14 protein-coding genes are annotated in these 21,320 nt (G+C 36.6%); 10 read left to right on the top strand and 4 right to left on the bottom strand.

Translation table 11 applies throughout. The features are described from left to right. Nucleotides 1-360: 360 nt before the first annotated feature. Complete coding sequence (locus IQ237_RS24220) at nucleotides 361-6,786, bottom strand: AAA family ATPase (protein ID WP_194059740.1); 6,426 nt, start codon at nucleotides 6,784-6,786, stop codon at nucleotides 361-363. Nucleotides 6,787-7,198: 412 nt separating this feature from the next. On the opposite strand from IQ237_RS24220, the gene IQ237_RS24215 reads away from it, so the two are divergent. Beyond that, nucleotides 7,199-9,145, top strand: coding sequence for an FAD-dependent oxidoreductase (locus IQ237_RS24215; RefSeq protein WP_194059738.1), 1,947 nt, complete (start codon nucleotides 7,199-7,201; stop codon nucleotides 9,143-9,145). Between the two features lie 121 nt (nucleotides 9,146-9,266). Here the strand turns inward: IQ237_RS24215 and IQ237_RS24210 are convergent, their stop codons facing one another. Continuing rightward, a complete protein-coding gene (locus IQ237_RS24210) occupies nucleotides 9,267-9,596 on the bottom strand; it encodes a multidrug efflux SMR transporter (protein WP_194059736.1) in 330 nt (109 codons plus the stop codon). A gap of 587 nt (nucleotides 9,597-10,183) precedes the next feature. Between IQ237_RS24210 and prfB the strand changes: the two genes are divergently transcribed. From prfB to IQ237_RS24180, 6 genes are all read left to right on the top strand, one after another. Continuing rightward, nucleotides 10,184-11,303, top strand: a protein-coding gene (gene prfB, locus IQ237_RS24205; RefSeq protein WP_194059734.1) for a peptide chain release factor 2 whose coding sequence is annotated in 2 segments (ribosomal slippage) — nucleotides 10,184-10,255 and nucleotides 10,257-11,303 — 1,119 coding nt in all. Because the reading frame shifts where the segments join, the coding sequence is not laid out codon by codon here. A gap of 117 nt (nucleotides 11,304-11,420) precedes the next feature. After that, a complete protein-coding gene (locus tag IQ237_RS24200; RefSeq protein ID WP_096572817.1) occupies nucleotides 11,421-11,576 on the top strand; it encodes a DUF3285 domain-containing protein in 156 nt (51 codons plus the stop codon). Nucleotides 11,577-11,589: 13 nt separating this feature from the next. After that, entirely contained in the window at nucleotides 11,590-12,120 is a 531-nt protein-coding gene (ybeY, locus tag IQ237_RS24195) for an rRNA maturation RNase YbeY (protein ID WP_309225813.1), read from the top strand. Between the two features lie 141 nt (nucleotides 12,121-12,261). Beyond that, on the top strand, nucleotides 12,262-12,717 hold the full coding sequence (locus tag IQ237_RS24190; protein ID WP_194059732.1) for a diacylglycerol kinase family protein: 456 nt from the start codon (nucleotides 12,262-12,264) through the stop codon (nucleotides 12,715-12,717). A gap of 237 nt (nucleotides 12,718-12,954) precedes the next feature. After that, complete coding sequence (locus IQ237_RS24185; protein ID WP_096571595.1) at nucleotides 12,955-13,554, top strand: aminodeoxychorismate/anthranilate synthase component II; 600 nt, start codon at nucleotides 12,955-12,957, stop codon at nucleotides 13,552-13,554. 3 nt (nucleotides 13,555-13,557) lie between these two features. Continuing rightward, on the top strand, nucleotides 13,558-14,325 hold the full coding sequence (locus tag IQ237_RS24180) for an MBL fold metallo-hydrolase (protein WP_194059730.1): 768 nt from the start codon (nucleotides 13,558-13,560) through the stop codon (nucleotides 14,323-14,325). Nucleotides 14,326-14,551: 226 nt separating this feature from the next. Here IQ237_RS24180 and IQ237_RS24175 read toward each other — a convergent pair whose 3' ends face one another. Beyond that, nucleotides 14,552-15,808, bottom strand: a complete 1,257-nt coding sequence (locus IQ237_RS24175; protein WP_194059728.1) for a VCBS repeat-containing protein — start codon at nucleotides 15,806-15,808, stop codon at nucleotides 14,552-14,554. Nucleotides 15,809-16,187: 379 nt separating this feature from the next. On the opposite strand from IQ237_RS24175, the gene IQ237_RS24170 reads away from it, so the two are divergent. Next, complete coding sequence (locus IQ237_RS24170) at nucleotides 16,188-17,495, top strand: aminopeptidase P N-terminal domain-containing protein (protein ID WP_194059726.1); 1,308 nt, start codon at nucleotides 16,188-16,190, stop codon at nucleotides 17,493-17,495. A 402-nt stretch (nucleotides 17,496-17,897) separates the two neighbouring features. Here IQ237_RS24170 and IQ237_RS24165 read toward each other — a convergent pair whose 3' ends face one another. Then, nucleotides 17,898-18,221, bottom strand: coding sequence for a hypothetical protein (locus IQ237_RS24165; protein ID WP_194059724.1), 324 nt, complete (start codon nucleotides 18,219-18,221; stop codon nucleotides 17,898-17,900). Nucleotides 18,222-18,432: 211 nt separating this feature from the next. On the opposite strand from IQ237_RS24165, the gene IQ237_RS24160 reads away from it, so the two are divergent. Then, nucleotides 18,433-19,824, top strand: coding sequence for a hypothetical protein (locus IQ237_RS24160; RefSeq protein ID WP_194059722.1), 1,392 nt, complete (start codon nucleotides 18,433-18,435; stop codon nucleotides 19,822-19,824). Then, nucleotides 19,817-21,320 (top strand): WD40 repeat domain-containing protein (locus tag IQ237_RS24155; RefSeq protein ID WP_194059720.1); only part of this gene is annotated, 1,504 nt, incomplete at its 3' end. The genes IQ237_RS24160 and IQ237_RS24155, both read left to right, overlap by 8 nt.

The raw sequence follows: 21,320 nt of genomic DNA, 5'->3' as shown, positions 1-21,320 counted from the left end.
TCACAACCCTTCCCCTCTTCTTCCTCTAGGTTGGCGGCATCAACGATGGGTGCATGATTGTGTAATACATCTTGATATTCCTACAAGGGTTCTAGGAAACACACATTTAATTTTCACAACAAGTCTAAGAGGTTGTTTGAGAAGTATTAGATCAAACCAATAATATCCAGAAACCTAACCCCCCTTCCCCCCTTCCCTACAAGGGAATGGGGGCTTTAAAGCCTCTCCAGTAATAAAATATATTCCTTTTCCCTCTCCTAACAGGAGAGGTTTAGAGAGGTTTGGAGAGGGGTTTATTTATACATTAAAAACTTTTAAAACATCCTCTAATGATTAACGCGAGATTGATATAGATTCAAACTACACTAATGCTTCAGTTAAATCCAAAATCTTTTCAAATTGAAACTTATTCACCCAATCTTGGCAAGTCTGACGCAGTAAAGCATGAGATTCAGGAACAGAATCTAGGATTCGAGAAACTAATTCTCCATCTGCATCAAGGGCAGCTTCATGCAAATTTACAATCCATGATTTGGGCATTGTTGCTAATAATTCAGGTAAACTTAATGATTCTCTAATGAAATTGTTAGGCTGAGAAATTACCTCTTGTTCCTGATAGAGATAACGAACTCCTAAATATTTAGCCATCATCTCAAATATAGTTTCTTTATAAAATGGTTTGCGGACAAAATTATCACAACCAGCCGATAAAATCATGGTCTTTTCTTCTTCCCATGCACTAGCAGTCACAGCAATAATTACTGTTTCTTGCCCTTTAGTTGTGCTTTTAATATGTTTCGTGGCTTCATAACCATCCATTACTGGCATTCGCATATCCATCCAAATTAGATGGGGTGAATATTCATGCCAAATTTTAATGGCTTCTTCACCATTATTAGCTTCTTGCACATCAAAACCAACAGGTTGTAAAAGTTTAACTAACAGTTGGCGGTTATATTCTTGATCATCCACTACTAAAATGCGATATTGAGGTTGGTTAGGAGCTAAGGCAATAACAAAATTGCCATGAGATTGCTTTTCTATTTTCTCTATTTCTGCAATGCCTACTAATATATTAAATTTAAAAGTAGTACCAGAAGACGATAAAGAAGAAATTAGATCCACATTTTTTAATGTATTGTCACAGACAGGTAAAGAAGTTCCAGGAGTGAAGATTTTACCGCGATTAATGACAGTCATTTCACCTCCCATTAAGCGCACAAATTCACGACTAATTGTTAATCCTAATCCCGTTCCTTGCTGTATTTGCCGTCCCGATGTTGTTTGTACAAAGGGTTGAAATAAATTCTCCAGTTCTTCAACCGCAATCCCAATTCCTGTATCTGCAACTTCAAAGGTAATAGTTGTTTCTCTCTGATCTTGCTCTATCTTTTTGTTAAGTCCAACTTTAACAGATACACTGCCAAAGTCGGTAAATTTAATGGCATTATTTATTAAATTTATCAACACTTGTCGTAATTTAATCTCATCAGTGTGGATATATTGGGGAACATCAAAAGATCGCTCAAATATTAGCTGCAAGTTTTTATCTTTGGCTTTAAAAGTAAACATATTTTCAAGATCAGCCAATAGGTAATACAAATCTAAGTTAGTGGTGGATAAAACCATGCGTCCAGCTTCAACTTTAGATAGGTCTAAAACTTGATTAATTAGTGTTAACAAATGCTCTCCACTGCGATGAATAATATGAAGATTATTTTTTTGTTCATTTGATAGATTTGTGTGTTGGTTCATGAGTTGGGAAAAGCCAAGAATAGCATTGAGAGGAGTTCGTAATTCATGACTCATATTAGCTAGGAATGTGCTTTTAGCGCGGTTGGCAGTTTCCGCAGTATTTTTAGCCCGTTCGAGTTCTGCTTCTATTTTTTTACGATCGCTGATTTCTTGTTCTAAACGGACATTTTCAATCAGGGTTTTTTCTGCTTGTTTGCGATCGCTAATATCTTGAAAGGCAGCGATCGCATACTCTACATTACCCGTTTCATCAAAAATTGGCGTACTGGTGACTTCTAAAGGCAAAATTCCCTCACCAGAGTGTAATTCTAAATCATCCGCCCTGGTTTTTTCACCACCCAGAGAGCGCACAATGGGAAGCTGTTCTACTGGATACATCTGGTTAGTTTCCGCCCGATATATGCGATAGGCTTGTGAAAGTTGTTCTATTTCCGCTTTTGGTAACTCTTGAATCTTCAATAATTGCTGGGCAACTTGATTGGAATAAACCAGTTTTCCCTTAGCATCATGAACAGAAATACCCAAAGGAATAGCATTGAGAAATTTATTTAGGCGATTTTGTGCCGATTGAACTTGAGTATAAAGTCTGGCATTATTCAGAGAAATCGCCGCTTGTGTAGAAAGCATTTGTATGATTTTCAAACGTTCCGGTGTAAAAACACCATCAGCTAAATTATTCTCTAAATAAACAATCCCAATTAATTGCCCCTGATTCAACAACGGCGCACAAATAATAGATTTTGGTTGATATTTTTTAATATAAACATCTTGGGTAAATCTACCTTCACGGGCAACATTACTTTCAATTAATCCTTTTTTAGTTCTAGCAACATAATAAATAATAGATGCAGGTAAACAAGATTCAATAGGAATTGATTGTAATACTACAACCTCATCAGAATTAGCCTCACCAGACGCTTCAACTCGTAATTCTCCCGAAGATTCCAAAATCAAATAACCAATTTGCGCCCCCGCACTAGATAACAAAATTCTCATCAAAGAAATCAACAATTTATCCAATTCAATTTCACTAGCAATTGCTACAGCAGCCTTCATCAGTGCCACTAAATCCAAAACTTCCCCGGCGGTACTACCAGAGGCACTAGGTAAACTATTACGTGAATCTAAAGACATATTAGTTTTAGTAAATCGCTGTAAAAGTTGTGGATATTGCTGTTCTAAATCCTTAACTTTGGCAATTGCACCCCAACGCAAATAACAATGATAAGCATTAATCAAATAACCTTGGGCAACCTGCACTTTTCCCCAATTCAAATAAAACTTAGCCGTCAATTCATTAGCCAAAGCTTCTTCATTCACATAATCATTTTTTTGAGCCAAAGCAATAGCCAAATCATAACAATCAATAGCTTGAGTATTTTCCCCCAAAACTCGATGTAATTCTCCCTGCACCAAATAGAACTTTTGTAAATGAGTCATCGGGGCAAAACGCGCCCATTTTTTAATATTTTTCAGCTTGGCTTGCACCAGTTTTTGGATGCGTTTTTGTTCGGATTTAGAAGCATCAGCATAGATAGCTAGATAAATCAGAGATATGTAGAAATCCGACAGAGGAATAATTGCCACAGCACTGTCTTGAGATGCTTCGGTTAAGGCGACATATCCTAAAGCTTTTTGATAGTCTTGAAATAGATAGGCAAGAAATAGCTTATTAAAATAAAGAGTGTGGCAAATATTTTTGGCATTGGCTTCCAGATGAATCGGCAGCATTTTATCTTCGTCATAGCTTTCACCGATTAAACGATACTTATCTTCAGCCTGCCCCATTAAATTCAAGATAAGCTGCCGATTGATTTGAATATAATAATAACCTGTTTTTTGTCCTAGTTGTTTGAGAGAATTAGCATACATAGCCATTTCTGCTTCTAACTTTCCTAACTCCTGCCCCAAGATATAAGCATGATGAGTATAGGAAGTTGCCGCATAAGCAGCGTATTCTAAATCTCCAGTTTCCAATCCAATTACATAAGCATCCCGTAAAGGAATTAAAGTTGCTTGCAGATGTTCTTTCCAATGTTTAATAAAGAAATTAACCACAAAAAATGTTCTAGCTTTAAGTTCTTTAGCATTGAATTTATCTAACAATTTTAGAGCAAGTTGACCGAATTGATAGCCAGATTCAATATCTCCCACAACTTCCCCTGAAAGAATCAATCCATAAGTAGCATAAGTATAACAAGAAATAGCTGTATTGCCATATTTCAGAGATAAACTGATCTGTTCAAACACAATTAAAGCAAAAAGTTCTGGTATTGCAAAATAAGCAGGAGCAGCCACAGCAGATAAAATCTGCATAGCTGCCAATTTGTAAGGGTTAGTCATTTCTGGTAATTGGATTAAATCCTCAATTCGTTTCCCTGTAAAACTTAACTTTGTCCTTACCAGCTTGAGTAAAATATCTATTTTATTAGGCTTTTTGGGAAAACGAATTCCCAACCTATTTAATACTGTTAGTGCGGTGTCAATTGCTTGTAGAGGATTGTTTTGTGATGTATAAGATTGAATTTTAATTTGATAAACTTTGACTTTATCTAGCAAAGAATTAGCCTTTTGTAAAACTATACTGGCTAAATTCTCCATTTCCTCAAAATTGCCATAGGAACTTGCTACTTCAGCAGCTTCTACATATAACGCTAAAGTTAAATCATACTCACTTTCCCAACTATCTAAAGTCAAACAATTTCTAGCAATTCTAAAGTAATTTCCCGCAGTTTTCCAAGCTGCTGAAGATTTCGATTTTTTACCAGCAATAAGATTTAATTGAGCAAGTTTATCTCTTTCTGATTTAACATTTATTGCTGCCATACCTAAGTTTAATTGATTAACAATATCAAAAATCTTTTGGGAGAATAATTGTATTGAAGTTTTTTGTAATAACAGTTGTCCAATTTTCCAGTGAACAGCTTGTTTTTTCTCAGCAGGAATAAGAAAATAGGCAGCTTGTTGAATGCGATCATGGGCAAATTTATAAATAATTTTTAATTCATTAATTTCTCTATCTGTTTGTAGAAACTTATAGTCATCACCAATAGGTAATATCAATCCTGCTTGCATCGCTTCCCATAATTCCTGAACCATTGCCTTTTCAGGTTTTTCATTGATAACTGCTAGGGTTTTTAAATCAAAGGAATTACCAATACAAGCAGCTAACTGTAAAACTTTTTGTGCTGCATCTGATAATTTTTGGATTTTTTCGGTCATTAATTCCACAACATTATCAGTGATACTCCTATTAATAATTTGTTCTAAATCCCAAACCCAAATACCATTGGCAATATCAAATTTCAGCAATTGCTCTGTATACAGTGATTTAATAAACTCCTTAATAAAAAAAGGATTACCTTGGGTTTTTTCCCCAACCAATTCGGCTAATTTTTGGGTATGGTTATAATTAGTTTTGAGTGTATCGGCAATAAATTGATTAACTTGATGAAAATTTAAAGGTGAAAGGGAAATATGATTAACTAATAACCCCTGCTTTTTCATTTCTGCTACACTGAGCATAGCAGGATGAGTAGCACTGACTTCATTATCTCGATAAGCTCCAATCAAAAACAGATATTTAGTATGAGTATGAGTCATGATTAGCTGGAGCAATTGTAATGTAGCACTGTCAGTCCATTGCAGATCATCTAGGAAGATAATTAGAGGATGTTCTTGTTGACAAAATACTTGAATAAAGTTTTGAAAAACTAAATTAAAGCGATTTTGGGCTTCTGTGGGAGCTAATTCCAGTACAGTAGGTTGTTTACCAATAATCAATTCAATTTCGGGAATAACATCAATAATAATTTGTCCGTTTTCTCCTAATGCAGCTAAAATTTTATCTCGCCATTGTTGTAATTGTATTTCAGTTTCTGTCAGTAATTGTCGTACTAATTCTTGAAACGCAGCAACTAACGCTTGATAGGGAATATCACGATGTAGCTGATCAAATTTTCCACTAATAAAATATCCGCGTTTTTCAGTAATTAGCTGATAAAGTTCGTGGACTAAAGCTGATTTACCAATACCAGAATATCCAGAAATTAACATCAGTTCAGGTTGCCCTAAACTGGTACGCTCAAAAGCTGTTAATAAACTCTCAATTTGCGATTCTCTACCATATAGTTTTTCAGGAATTTGTAATTGAGGAGAAGTATCTTGACATCCTAAAGTAAATCTTTGGATATTACCATTTTGATATTGAGTCAGACAAGTTTCTAAATCTGCCTTAATTCCCAAAACACTTTGATATCTATCCTCTGGTTTTTTTGCCATCAACTTTATAATTATATCAGATATAATTTGATGTATTTCACTTTTTTCTTTAACTAAAAAATAAGCAGGTATTGGTTCTTTAGCAATATGGCAATGAACTAATTCCAGTGGGTCAAAAGATGTAAAAGGTAGCTGATTAGTTAATAATTCATAGAAGGTGACACCTAAAGAATAAAAATCGCTGCGGTAGTCAAGGGGACGATTCATTCTTCCTGTTTGTTCTGGAGAAATATAAGCTAATGTTCCTTCTAAAATATTCGGACTTTGTGGGCTGATATTCTCTTGAGATAAACGAGTAGATAGACCAAAATCAATAATTTTTAATTGTCCTGTTTGGGAATTGAGAACAATATTAGATGGATTAATATCTTTATGAATAATATTTTTTTGATGAATTTTGCCTAAAGCATCTGCAATTTGAATAGCCAGATTGAGAAATTCTAGTACAGAAAAATGATCATCTTTCAAGAGAATTTTTAATGATTGTCCTCCAAAATCTTCTAATAACATGAGTAGAGTATTTTGGTATTTTCTCAACTCATAAGCTTTAATTGTTTGCTCTAGGTTAAGATTATCAGTGATTTCATATTCTTGTTGATAGCGGTAAAGTTCGGCAGGTGTGGGATAATCTTCTTTAAGAAGTTTTAGAATCACAGGTTGCTGATTTGTATTAAATATGCCTTGGTATACGAGTGAATTAGCACTTTCGTAAATTTGGCTGATAATTTTGATATCTGGTAGTGAAATCATCTGAGGTAGTGGCAAAATAAACTGAAAAGCTGCAATAATTTTAAGTATAACTAGTGGTAAAAGGCTAGATGTCAATATAGCGTTTCCCAGTCTAATGAATTATACACCATGTTGCTCACAGGCGTGCTGTGTAATATTGAGTTACTAATTATACCGAGAGAGCTTTTTTACTACCTCTCCGACTTTTCAAACATCCTCTTCAAGGTACTTGTCCCTCGTAATTTGACCAAAGTATTGCAAATTTAACTAAAATCTATATTATACTAAGTCTACCCTGTGATCTATACAGAGTAGCCAATTAATAGATCATATATTACACTATCAAAGAATCTTGTAATTTTCACATTGATGGCGTTTAATTTACGCTTTTAGACATCGGGAAAATTGAATTGAGAATTTAATTGTGTCACCAATGAGCCAACTATTTAATTTACCAGAATCATCTACCATTTCTCGGCGTACACTGCTAAAATTATTTGGTGTGGGTACGATAGTGGGAGTTACAGGTTACTCTCGTTTTAGTAAACCACAACCGTCAGTTTTTCAGCAAGATAATCTGGATTTACCCAAGATATTAAATACTAACAAAACTGTTGCTGTCATTGGTGGGGGTTTAGCTGGTTTAGCTTGTGCATATCAATTAGTGCAACGGGGTTTTACTGTCACATTGCTAGAAAAATCGCCGCAACTGGGGGGGAAAATTGCCAGTTGGGAAATAGAAGCTGCGGGTGAAACTTTTAGAATGGAACATGGATTTCATGGTTTCTTTCCACAGTATTATAACTTAAATAGTGTAGTTTCTGAACTGGGGATAAAAGATAATTTTCAATCCTTAAATTATTATTCTGTAGTTTACCACAATTCTCCATATCAACCAGAGGTATTTCGTCCTAGTCATTCTGCTTTTCCTTGGAATATTATCGACTTAGCTATTGCTTCTCCTAATCGCTTACAATGGGGAATAAATCTCACCAAAATTAAGCATTTACAAGTTTTTCAAGCAATTACAGGTTTTCAAAGAGATAAAAATTATCAGCGTTTTGATCATATATCTGTTGCTGATTGGGTAAAGAGTGAATTTCCCCAAGGTTTATATGATTTGTATTTTCTTCCTTTTGCTAAATCTAGTTTAAATGCACCAGATTTAATGAGTGTTGGGGAATTAATGCAGTTTTTCCATTTTTACTTTTTTGGTAATCCTGAAGGACTCGCTTTTAATGGGACAAAAGACGATATGGGGACAAGTTTAGTCCAACCTATTGCTGAGGCAATTTTGCAAAATGGAAAAATTCTTACAGATGTAAATGTGAGTGAAATTGTGGCTAATGAAGGTAAGATATCCGCAGTTAAATATTTTGTTGGTGACAATAATAATACAGTGCCTTTTTGGGTGCAACGTAACTCAATTGTCAAGGATGAAAAAATAGAATATTTTGGTGCTGCTGATGAAGTTTATGCTGTTAAAAAAGACAATCAAGAAGCAATTTCTTTAACTTGTACCCATCAAGGTTGTACAGTGAAAATGGCAGAGGATGGACAATTTCACTGTCCTTGTCATGGTGCTGTATTTACAGCAGATGGAAAAGTGGTTAAAGGACCAGCAAAAAGAGATTTAGCTAAATTTAAAGTAGTAAGAAAAGAAGATGATAATTTACAACTTTTAGCAGTTAATCCAGAGTCATCATCACCAGAAATTATTAACGCTGATTATTATGTTTTAGCTACGGATGTTCCCGGAGTACAACAATTATTTAAACGTATGACTGGGGATGTAGATAAAAACGTGAAACAAGTGCGATCGCAAATTGAAAAATTAAGTATTGCTGATCCTTTTGCTGTTTGTCGTTTCTGGTTTGATCAAGATTTTAATTGGGAACATAGCAATTTTACATCTTTATCTGGTTACAAATTAACTGACAGTATTACCCTTTATCATCGCATTCAAACCCAATTTATTGAATGGGCAAAAAAAACCGGGGGAAGTGTAGTAGAATTACACGCTTACTGTTACAAAGAACAAGAATTTCCTAACCAAGAAGCTTTGTTAAAAACTTTTGAAGATGAACTTTATGATATTGTACCTGAGTTAAAACAAGCAACATTACTACATCGAGAATTAGTTAATCAACATAACTTTTCTGGATATCCACCTAATAGTTATGCAGAACGTCCAGAAACTACCACAACTTTAACTAACTTATTCTTTGCAGGTGATTGGGTAAAAATGCCTTTTCCTTGTGGTTTAATGGAACGCGCAGTGAGTAGTGGTTTATTAGCAGCGAATGAAATTTCACATCGTGAAGGTTTGCAGCGACGAACACTTTTAACAGTTAACCCAGAAGGAATGTTGCAAATATAATATAGGAGGAGTCAGGAGTCAGGATAATTTTAGATTTTAGATTTTAGATTTTAGATTTTAGATTGGAGATGACAAAAACAATCCAAAATCCAAAATCCAAAATCCAAAATTGGATCACCTATCACCTGCCATATTCACTTAAATTTAAACTGATCACACCCACAATTATTAATACTATGGATACAAATTTCATCAGCGTAAAAGATTCACGAAACCAAACAATACCAATAATACTAATTAAAACAGTACCCAAACCCGCCCATACTGCATAAACAATACTCACTTCCAGTTTTCTGAGAGAAAGAGTCAAAAAAGTTAAACAAAGTCCATAGAATACAAAAATGAAAACTGAAGGAAATAATTTAGTAAATTCTTGAGAAAGTTTCATGCAGATTGTACCAGAAACTTCAAACAGAATTGCTATAATCAGGTAAAACCAACTTATTAACATACAGTGCAAAATTCAAAATTAGGGTTTTTCAATTATCTCTAGAAAAAACCCAAATTTCTATAAAATACTTTACTTTCAACTCTGTCACCTGTCACCTGTCAACTGTCACCTACTATGATAAAAAATCTGCCATCGCTGCGGTAAACCCTGCAAATAAACTATAATCTTTTGAGACAACTGACTAGATTTGTCTGTGATGACAATTGGTTCATAGACCAGTTTAGGCGAACGTATGACAGCGTAAAATACGTAGTAAAATGTAACATCGTGTGAAAAACTTACAGCAGATTGCAGATCCATTAGGTACAGAATCTAAATTGAAACCTATACACTAAGCTAGTTTTACTCCTGACTCCTGACTCCTGACTCCTGCTGTATATTGAATTTGTTGGTAACTGTGGATTCGGTAATTAACACCAGCGGTTTTCCAAAAAATTCTCCAACTACAGCTAAAATCAAAAATATCAACAGCGATCGCTCAAATTAGCACTCCACTCTGGTGGACTTTGTTTGTGTAGTAGCGTATACTGTACGGTAAGCATAGCCATATTATTGCGCCTTCTATTCGCCCAAAACTTGATTCAACTATGGAAGTCCTAGAACTGAAACGCGAAATCGAAACGTTGTCTAGCCGCCTGGGTAAAACCCAGGACTATCTTTGACGTACCTGCACTCAAAGCCAAAATTCAAGACCTAGAACAAATATCCACCCAGCCAGAATTTTGGGACGACCAAAACCAGGCACAACAAACATTACAAGAACTCAACGATCTTAAATCTCACTTAGATCAATATTATCAATGGCAAGCAAATCTAGAAGATACAAAAGCAGTCATTGAACTATTAGAACTAGAAACGGACGAAGCACTACTACAAGAAGCAGAAACCACCGTTACTAAATTAAATCGTGACCTTGACCAGTGGGAACTCCAACAATTACTATCGGGTCCGTATGACTCTCAAGGTGCGGTTTTAACCATTAACGCAGGTGCAGGTGGCACAGATGCCCAAGACTGGGCGTTTATGCTCATGCGTATGTATACCCGTTGGGCAGAAGACCACGGTTACAAAGTCACATTAGCCGAAGAATCAGAAGGCGACGAAGCCGGCATCAAATCAGCTACCCTAGAAATTACAGGTCGTTATGCCTATGGTTACTTACGTTCGGAAACCGGAACTCATCGTTTAGTCAGAATTTCCCCCTTTAACGCCAACGGTAAACGACAAACCAGTTTTGCCGGGGTGGAAGTCATGCCACAAATAGATAACTCTGTAAAATTGGAAATACCAGAGAAAGATTTAGAAATCACCACATCTAGATCAGGTGGTAAAGGTGGGCAAAACGTCAACAAAGTAGAAACAGCAGTGCGGATAGTTCACATCCCCACAGGTTTAGCGGTGCGTTGTACAGAAGAACGTTCTCAACTGCAAAACAAAGAAAAAGCCCTAGCCCGTCTCAAAGCGAAATTATTAGTCATTGCCCAAGAACAACGCGCCCAAGAAATCGCCGAAATTCGCGGTGATATGGTGGAAGCTTCCTGGGGCAACCAAATCCGTAACTATGTCTTTCATCCTTACCAAATGGTCAAAGATTTACGTACAAATACGGAAACAACCGCCATTACTGACGTAATGAATGGTGAACTTGATGCTTTCATCCAAGCCTATCTGCGGCAAGAAAATCAATTGGTAGAGGGTAATGGGTAATTGGTGATTGGTGATTGGTGATTGGTGACTGGGAGGATGAATAACCCAATGCCCCATGCCCCATGCCCCATGCCCAAATGATGTAAAGTTATATGTAGACAGATTAATCAAAAAATCATGAGCAATACTCCTGCAAACGAACCCAAACCCAGCTACGTCAAACTAGCCATGCGAAACATGGTAAGAAAAGGTGGCACATCCCTGAAACATTTTGGACTAACTGCTGTAGGATTGTTAGCTGTCTTAGTTGGTCTTGCTTACCTCACTCGCTAACAAAGGTGATTGCGTGCTTTCTCAATTTGAACCCCCTAAATTTGAACCCCCTATACTTGAAATATTTATAGAAAACTGTTACCAAGAGTCTTCCCCAGTTGTAGCGGAAAACATCTGGGAAAGCTGGTTTCAAAAATGGCTGGAAATTCTCACTCCTGAACTTCCACAGGCTTTAAGTTATGAAATCGGGCTGCGTTTGACAAATGATGCCGAAATTCAAGAATTAAACGCCCAATATCGTCAACAAGATAAACCCACAGATGTTTTAGCCTTTGCTGCCTTAGAAAACAACTTCCCCCAAACCGAGGAAATGCTGGCTGCTCAACCTTTGTACTTGGGCGATATCATTGTATCTATAGATACGGCAGCCCGTCAAGCTCAACAACAGGAACATAGTTTAACCACAGAGTTAGCTTGGTTAACTGCTCATGGGTTATTGCATCTTTTAGGCTGGGATCATCCTGATGACGAAAGTTTGATGGAAATGTTAAAAAAACAAGTAATTTTACTAGATGAGGTAGGTATTATAGTTACCTTAAAATAGCAGATGTAGACAAGATATTGACATTGGGTGGCGATGATTACAAAATGATTGTCACAAATTCCTTACAATTGCCTCAAACTTTGATTCTACCCGTAAAATTAATCAAGATTACCACCTGATCAGATTTGTATTCTCCAGTATATGTCCCAACAAGTTTCCCCATCACCAACACCAAACCGCTTACCAACCCTTGTGTCTAAAGAACGGGAGTTTTCCTGGCAAATAGCCTCTAATTTATTTGTGAGTTTTAAGTATGCTTGGGCTGGCATTGCTTACAGCTTTCAAACTCAACGCAATTTTCGGATTCATATAGCTGTTGGCTCTTTTGCGATCGCATTGAGTCTTTTTTTGCACCTAAAACCTGTAGAAATAGCCATCATTGCTATTACTAGCGGTTTGGTGTTGACTTTGGAATTAGTGAATACAGCGATTGAATCTTTGGTAGACTTAACTGTTAAGCAAACTTACCATGATCTAGCTAAAATCGCTAAGGATTGCGCTGCTGGGGCTGTGCTGGTATCTGCTTTTGTAGCTTTGCTAGTAGCTGCTATACTTTTACTTCCCCCTTTATTAGCTTTCATCATGAATACTATTTAAAGGGCTAGTCACGGTCTCCAACAGTGTAATTTTCGATATGATTGATGTATGGCAGGAGTCAGGAGTCAGGAGTCAGGAGTCAGGAGTAAAACCCTTTTGTAATCAGAGTTTTATGATTAATTGATATCCTAACTACTTTGTATAGGGCTATAATTGGATTTCTTACCAATTAGTCCAGTTACCAACCTAAATCTAAAATCCAAAATCTAAAATCTAAAATTGTCTTAGGTACAAATTGTGATTATAGTTATTGATAATTACGATAGTTTTACATATAATTTAGTACAATATTTGGGAGAACTAGCCGTAGATTTCCCAGTTGCTGCTGATTTAAAAGTTTTTCGTAATGATAAAATCACTGTAGAGGAAATTAAGGCTTTAAAACCAGATGCAGTGGTAATTTCCCCAGGTCCTGGTCGTCCAGAAGATGCAGGAATTTCTTTAGATGTAATTGTAAAACTGGGTTCTAGTTTACCAATTTTAGGTGTTTGTTTAGGACATCAAAGTATTGGTCAAGTATTTGGTGGTAAAATTGTTTCCGCACCAGAATTGATGCACGGTAAAACTTCCTTAGTGTCTCATAAGGGAGTAGGGGTTTTCCAAGGATTAGAAAATCCCATTACTGCTACCAGATATCATAGTTTGGTGATTGACCGTGAGACTTGCCCGGAAGTATTAGAAATCACCGCTTGGGTGGAAGATGGGACAATTATGGGAGTACAGCACCGGAACTATCCTCACATTCAGGGAGTCCAATTTCATCCAGAGAGTGTTTTAACTGCTGCGGGTAAGCAGTTACTCAGAAATTTTCTGGAACAATTACAGGTAAGAGAGTGATTCATGAAACGACGAGAATTATTGGGTTATGCTGGTGCTGGTTTAGCAACTGCTTTAGTTACTAATTTCAGTTCTCACCTGCCAGTTAATGCTCAATCTAGTGGTGTATCAGTTCAGTGGTTGGGTCACACTTGCTTTTTGTTTACTGGTGGGGGTGTAAAAATTCTCGTTAATCCTTTTCGGACAGTTGGTTGTACTGCTGGTTATCGTCCCCCCAAAGTTGTAGCGGATTTGGTAATGATTAGCAGTCAATTGTTAGATGAGGGTTTTGTGGAAGGACTACCAGGAAATCCTAAACTAATTTATCAACCAGGTGTTTATGAATTTAAAGGTTTGAAGTTTCAAGGAATTTCTATAGATCATGATCGCAAAGGTGGCAGACAATTTGGGAAAAATACTGCTTGGAAATGGACTCAGGGGGGAGTGAATTTTTTACATTTGGGTGGGGCGGCTGCACCTATTTCTCTTGAACAAAAAATCCTTATGGGTCGTCCTGATGTAGCTTTAGTTCCCGTGGGTGGTAGTGCTAAAGCTTATAATGCCCAAGAGGCAAAAGAGGCAGTGGGGGTGTTAAATCCCAAGTTGGTGATTCCTACCCATTATCGCACTCAAGCCGCTGATCCTAATAGTTGTGACATTACACCTGTAGATGATTTTTTGACTTTGATGAGTGGTGTAACTGTACGCCGCAGTAATGGGGATACGGTGAATATTGCTTCTGGGAATTTAAAAGAAAATACGGAAATTCAGGTTTTGAGTTATAAGTTTTAACTTGGTGAAAACAAGACTGGAAACAAAAAGCGATCGCCTTTTTTTCAGATTTAGTCAGATAAAATCAAAAGTGCGATCGCTAATTTTTAGTTGCAAATAATTCTGTAAATCTTGGTAAAGGTGACAGGTGACAGGTGACAGGTGACAGTAAGAAGACAAGAGGTAAAAGGCAAGAGTTTATTCTTCCCAATCACCAATCACCAATCACCAATCACCAATCACCTATTTAAGCTGTATACCATTCTGGAGTCAGCTTATCTGCATCAGCAATAGGTGTTTCAGTAGCGATTGTTCCATCCATAGTCCAGATTTTATCTGCACCTGTTTGTTGATCTCTCCAGTAAACATCAGTCTTACCATCACCGTTAAAGTCACCAAGAGATGCGGTATAACCAGGGGTGTTGCTGGGTAAGAAGGCTTCAGAACTGATGCTGGTACCATCCATTAACCAAGCTGTGTTTTCGCCGGTTGTGGCATTATGCCAGAAGATATCGGTTTTACCATCGGCGTTGAAATCACCAATTTTAGCAGTCCAACCTTCGCCAAGAGTGTTAACAACACCTTCGGTAACAAAAATACCGTTCATTGTCCAAATCTTATTCTCACCGGTTGCAGTGTTGCGCCACAAAATATCTGTCTTTAAGTCACCATTGAAATCACCAAGAACCGCAGTCCAAGATACATCTTGTGCCTGTAAATCATACTTGGTAGGGGTGCTACCATCCATAAACCAAGCACTGTTTTCGCCGGTGGTGGTGTTGCGCCAGAAAATATCGCTTCTACCGTTACCATCAAAGTCAACGATGGTTGCTGTTAAAGCTACATCTGTGGTTTCTAAAACAGTGGCACTAACTACAGTTGTTCCGTCCATTTGCCAAATAGCATTTTGACCGGTGGTGTTGTTACGCCAGAAAATATCGGTTTTGCGATCGCCATTAAAATCGCCAATTTCTGCTTTCCAACCTGGATCAACTCTATCTAATGTCAGGAAACTAGCAACTCTTGTTCCATCCATTAATACAACTACATTTTCACCAGTTTGTTCATTGCGTAATAAGAAATCTGTCTTATTATCGCTGTTGAAATCTGCTGTTTTATAACTCCAGGTTGATAGGTCATAAGTACCTAAAGAAGCCTGTTCAATAACTGTTGTACCATTCATCAGGCGCACTAAAATTTCACCTGTTTGGACATTCACCCACATTTTATCAGTTTTTCCATCACCATTGAAATCAGGTACAATGGCGGCACTGGTTAAATAAGGATTGGGATTTGGGTTAGCACTTAAAGGTGGTAATGTGGGTAGATTATTTGTAGGTAAATCACTTGGCATTTGGGGCAATAATGAATCTGCTGGTGAAGGTGCAGAACTACCACCACCGGGCAGTGAGATATCAAGAGGGCTTGTCAAATCTTGTGATGTTTGGCGAGATTCTACCGCCCAACTTGTTGTATTTAAATCTAATCCTGATTTACTAGGCATGGTCTGTTTTTATGAGTAATTAATATAAAGTTTTAATTTATGGAAAATAAAGATTCTGTAAATAACAAACATTTACTAAAAAAATAACTGACAATTGTTATTGTTTATAGATATTTTAGAAATATTGAAAATGATGAATTATGAAAAATTAAAAGTTATCCATGAGCAATCAAAAAAACTTTTATTTTTTGTTGATCAATGTCAGAATTTAACCATCAAATCCTGTTTTGTTGACAATACCTTTAGATCCCCGGTGAAGAAGTCGGGGATCTGAGTAATTCAAAATTGGCTAAAATAATTGAGATTAGCAATTACAAACATCATTGAGTAACTTTGCTAAAGTTAAAAACAATACTATATCTTTGAAGGTAAATCGGCTATGAAATCAGAATATCGGCAACGTCGTGAACAGGTAATGGCGAAAATTGGGCAAGGAACAGCGATTTTTCACAGCGCACCCACAGCAGTCATGCACAATGATGTCGAGTATGTTTACAGACAAGATAGTGATTTTTATTACTTAACTGGTTTTAACGAAGCGCAAGCGGTAGCAGTGTTAGCACCCCATCACGAAGAACATCAGTTTATTTTGTTTGTGCAACCCAAAGATAAAGAAAAGGAAGTTTGGAGTGGTTATCGTTGCGGGGTGGATGCTGCAAAGGAAATTTATGGTGCAGATGCAGCTTACCCTATTGCAGAGTTAGATGAGAAGTTACCGCAATATTTAGAAAAAGCAGATCGGATTTATTATCATATTGGAAGGGATGGTAATTTTAACAACAAAATTCTTAAACATTATCAAACTTTACTGCGTACCTATCCCAAACGGGGAATGGGACCCACAGGGATAGAAGATACCAGCACAGTTTTACATAGTTTGAGATTACATAAAAGTAAAACCGAACTAGACTTAATGCGTCAAGCGGCGGATATTGCAGTGGAAGCACACAACCACGCTTTAAAAGTCACCGCACCGGGAAGATATGAATATGAAATACAAGCAGAAATAGAACATATTTTCCGGTTACGGGGTGGGATGGGTCCTGCTTATCCTTCCATTGTTGCTGCGGGAAGAAATGCTTGCGTTCTGCATTACATAGAAAATAATTGTCAGATGCAAGAAAACGAATTGTTATTAATTGATGCTGGTTGTGCTTACGGTTATTACAATTCAGATATTACCAGAACATTTCCGGTGAGTGGGAAATTTACAGGAGAACAAAAAGCGTTATATGAAATAGTATTGGAAGCACAAAAACAAGCAATACAAGAAGTTAAACCCGGAAATGCTTTTGATGCACCTCATAAAAAAGCAGTGAGGATTTTAACAGAAGGTTTGGTAGAATTAGGTTTACTCAAAGGGGAGATTGATAAATTAATAGAAGAGGAAAAATATAAACCATTTTATATGCACAGAACGAGTCATTGGTTAGGGTTAGATGTGCATGATGTGGGAATTTATCAACATGGAGAAAACCCGCAAATTTTACAACCAGGACAGGTGTTAACTATAGAACCGGGTTTATATATTGTACCGGATACTCAACCCACAGAAGATCAACCAGCAATTGATCCGCGTTGGGTGGGAATTGGGATTAGAATTGAGGATGATGTGTTGGTTACTGCTGAGGGAAATGAGGTTTTAACTGCGGGAGTTGCGAAGGAAATTAAGGATGTAGAAAGATGATATAGATCCCCGACTTTTGATAGGAATTTTCAAATTTATGGAGAGGATAAAAAAGAAGTCGGGGATCTGGTTTTTGTAGTCAAACCGATCACCCGACTGGGAATGAATTCCCAGTCTAATAGCAAAAGTCATCTAAAGATGACTAAAAATACTAAATATTCTATAGTTTACTTTAGTAAACTTTGGTTATTAGCCCTGAAATTCATTTCTGGGCGGGTGTGGAAGCTAACAGATAAACCCGATAACCCGACTGGGAATGAATTCCCAGTCTAATAGCAAAAGTCATCTAAAGATGACTAAAGAACATAAAATTGTAAAATTGGGTAGGGGTTTAGCATTGCTAAACCCTTACGTGTATTATCTCAATCAATTTCCGGGTAGGTGTGGAAACACAGAGTAAAATTAATACCCTGATTTGCTGTTGTTTACGATTTCACAATTCTCTAAAAAATCCTTTAGTTCTTTTTTGCTATCATTGGCAGATTTAAAACCCACCATACTAGAAATCACACCTATACCTATATTAAGATGGGTTTGTTCAATTTTGTCGGTGTAAAATAAAATGATACTCGCAAATGTTAAAATTGCTGATGTTGTACCGATGCCAATTTGAACGTTATATCCTAGATGAATTTGCCGAATGTACTCATTAAAACCTTGCTTGTATTCTTCTGGGGTTACTTGTGAGTTTTTGGTTTCGGGTTTATTAAATAAGTTGAATCCCATATTATTATCTCCTGGTTTTTTGATCCTGGTCATATCCTATGGGTAGAGAAATCAAATTTCCAGAGCAGATAAATTATTTTTCTGCCCCATATTTTAGGGCAGATGGGGCAATATAATTTCACTAAACTGCCCTATGCAATAAAATGGAAGTTTGCTATATTTATTGAATCTCAAATTTATTAAAAAAATCAATTATTGGGGAGTTTGATTTATGAATCGAGGTCGGGATACTGTAAAAGCTAGTGATAATGGAATCGAAAAACTAGAAAAAGCATATAAAGATTCAGAATTTACAAGTTGGGAGAAAGTTGCAGAAAAAACGGGAGTGAATATAGACACTATTAAACGTCTGCGAGGAGTAAAAGATGCTAAAAAGGATGAAAAGGCAAGTGTTGAAAGATCCGCAGTAGCAAAAATAGCTCAACTTTTAAATCTTCAACCATCAGATATAGTTGATAATTGGTATCCTGACAGTATACCCACAGAATTTAAAAACGTAATTGAGGATAAAACACAAATATTCTGCGGTCGCAAATTTGTATTTAACGCTATTACCGAATTTATCAAAAATCACCAAAGCGGGTATTTTACCATTCTTGGTGATGCAGGAATGGGTAAAAGTGCTATAGCTGCCAAATATATAGTAGATAATCCTGGAACTATTTGCTTTTTTAATATTCGTGCAGAAGGTAGAAACCGCCCTGATGTATTCCTGAAATTAATTCGTCAACAATTAATAAATCGGTTTGATTTGCAAAATGTAGAAAATGATGATTTATCAACCTTATTAACTAAATCTAGTGGAAAATTATCTAATTCTGAAAAATTAGTCATTGTCATTGATGCTTTAGATGAAGTTGATCAAGATGATAATGGTAATTTATTAAATTTACCGATGTCTTTACCAGATAAGGTTTACATTATCCTCACCAGAAGACCTTATAATTCAGATGATAAAAGATTAACTCTTTCCCCAAATACTAAATATGCAGAATTGGATTTAAGGGAATATCAAGAAAACAGTAAGGATGATGTTGAATCCTATATTTTAGAATTTCTCGGTTTAGAAAAATATCAAGCAGGTTTAGAAAATTGGATCAATCAACAAAATGGACTGAGTAAACCGCAATTTGTGAAAACTATCGCCGCTAAAAGTGAAAACAATTTCATGTATTTACGCTATGTATTAGAAGCAATTGCAGATGGATTTTATCAAGATGAAAAATTAGAAGAATTACCTAAAGGTTTAGAGGGATATTATGAGAGTCATTGGCGTATTATGGGAATGACTAAGAAACCTTTACCCAAGGATAAAATTAAAATCATTTATTTCATTTGTTTTGCAGAAGAAGCTATATCTGATGATTTGATTGCTGAACATTCTAAACAAAGTAAGCTGAAAGTGCTGGAAGTTCTGCGAGATTGGACACAGTTTTTACAAATCCAAAAACAGGAAAATAATCAGCCAAATCTTTATCGTTTTTATCATGAGAGTTTCCGAGATTTCTTACAAAAACAGGATATTGTGAAAGCTGCGGGGGTGACTTTATCAGAAATCAAAAAAGAAATTTCTAATAATATCAGTGAGGGATTATATGACTAATTTTATAAATTGGTTTAATCAATTATCTGAAGAAGACCAAAAATATAGATTGCGTCACTTACCTAAAAAATTATTAGATGGTGAAGACTATACAAAACTGTATAAATTATTATCTGATTATGAATTTATCACTACAAAAATCAATCATCCTTTATTTGGAGTGCAAGCACTGATTGAAGATTATGATTTATTAGATAATTCTGAAATCAGGAATAATTCAAAGTATGCGGAAACAGTTAAAGCATTAAAATTAATTCAAAGAGCGTTATTCAGAACAACACATATAATATTTCAAGATCCAAAACAACTCAAGGGACAGCTATCAGCACGACTAACATATTTTGATTTACCAGAAATTAAAAATTTATTAGCACAAATCGCCACAGATAAAAATATAGGTTTATATAGTTTAATAGGTAGCCTCATACCTCCTGATGGTGGTGGATTAATTCGCACTCTCTCAGGTCATAGTGACTCGGTATATGCGATCGCACTGACACCGGATGGAAAAACAGTGATTTCTGGTTCTTGGGATAAGACTATCAAAATCTGGGATTTAGGAACAGGTGCAGTAAAGTTTACCCTCACTGGTCACAGTGACTGGGTAAATGCGATCGCACTGACACCGGATGGAAAAACAGTGATTTCTGGTTCTTGGGATAAGACTATCAAAATCTGGGATTTAGGAACAGGTGCAGTAAAGTTTACCCTCACTGGTCATCGTTCCTCGGTAAATGCGATCGCAGTGACACCCGATGGAAAAACCTTGATTGCTGGTTCAGATGAGGAGACTATCAAAATTTGGGATTTGGGAACAGGAACAGTAAAGTTCACCCTTACTGGTCATAGTGACTGGGTAAGAGCGATCGCACTCACACCCGATGGAAAAACCTTGATTTCTGCTTCAGGTGACAAGACTATCAAAATCTGGGATTTGGGAACAGGAGCAGAAAAGTTCACCCTTACTGGTCATAGTGACTGGGTAAGAGCGATCGCACTCACACCCGATGGAAAAACCCTGATTTCTGCTTCAGCGGACAAGACTATCAAAATCTGGGATTTGGGAACAGGAGCAGAAAAGTTCACCCTTACTGGTCATAGTGACTGGGTGAGTACGATCGCACTCACACCCGATGGAAAAATCCTGATTTCTGCTTCAGCAGACAAGACTATAAAAATCTGGGATTTGGGAACAGGAGCAGGAAAGTTCACCCTTACTGGTCATAGTAAGTCGGTAAATGCGATCGCAGTTACACCGGATGGAAAAACCGTAATTTCTGGTTCAAATGACACCACTATCAAAATCTGGGATTTGGGAACAGGAATAGAAAAGTTCACCCTTAAAGGTCATCGTTCCTCGGTAAATGCGATCGCAGTGACACCCGATGGAAAAACCTTGATTGCTGGTTCAGATGAGGAGACTATCAAAATTTGGGATTTGGGAACAGGAACAGTAAAGTTCACCCTTACTGGTCATAGTGACTGGGTAAGAGCGA

This window comes from Sphaerospermopsis sp. LEGE 08334 (assembly GCF_015207205.1).
Taxonomy (GTDB): Bacteria; Cyanobacteriota; Cyanobacteriia; order Cyanobacteriales; family Nostocaceae; genus Sphaerospermopsis.
The sequence above is the reverse complement of the archived record's forward strand: the minus strand, read 5'-3'. Positions and strand labels throughout refer to the sequence as shown.

Bases quoted from the DNA above. Each gene is read 5' to 3' on its own strand.
- IQ237_RS24180 (WP_194059730.1), top strand. From the start codon at position 13,558: ATGAAACGACGAGAATTATTGGGTTATGCTGGTGCTGGTTTAGCAACT.
- IQ237_RS24190 (WP_194059732.1), top strand. From the start codon at position 12,262: ATGTCCCAACAAGTTTCCCCATCACCAACACCAAACCGCTTACCAACC.
- IQ237_RS24220 (WP_194059740.1), bottom strand. From the start codon at position 6,786: ATGATTTCACTACCAGATATCAAAATTATCAGCCAAATTTACGAAAGT.
- IQ237_RS24165 (WP_194059724.1), bottom strand. From the start codon at position 18,221: ATGGGATTCAACTTATTTAATAAACCCGAAACCAAAAACTCACAAGTA.
- IQ237_RS24175 (WP_194059728.1), bottom strand. From the start codon at position 15,808: ATGCCTAGTAAATCAGGATTAGATTTAAATACAACAAGTTGGGCGGTA.
- IQ237_RS24200 (WP_096572817.1), top strand. From the start codon at position 11,421: ATGAGCAATACTCCTGCAAACGAACCCAAACCCAGCTACGTCAAACTA.
- IQ237_RS24215 (WP_194059738.1), top strand. From the start codon at position 7,199: ATGAGCCAACTATTTAATTTACCAGAATCATCTACCATTTCTCGGCGT.
- IQ237_RS24160 (WP_194059722.1), top strand. From the start codon at position 18,433: ATGAATCGAGGTCGGGATACTGTAAAAGCTAGTGATAATGGAATCGAA.
- IQ237_RS24210 (WP_194059736.1), bottom strand. From the start codon at position 9,596: ATGTTAATAAGTTGGTTTTACCTGATTATAGCAATTCTGTTTGAAGTT.
- IQ237_RS24170 (WP_194059726.1), top strand. From the start codon at position 16,188: ATGAAATCAGAATATCGGCAACGTCGTGAACAGGTAATGGCGAAAATT.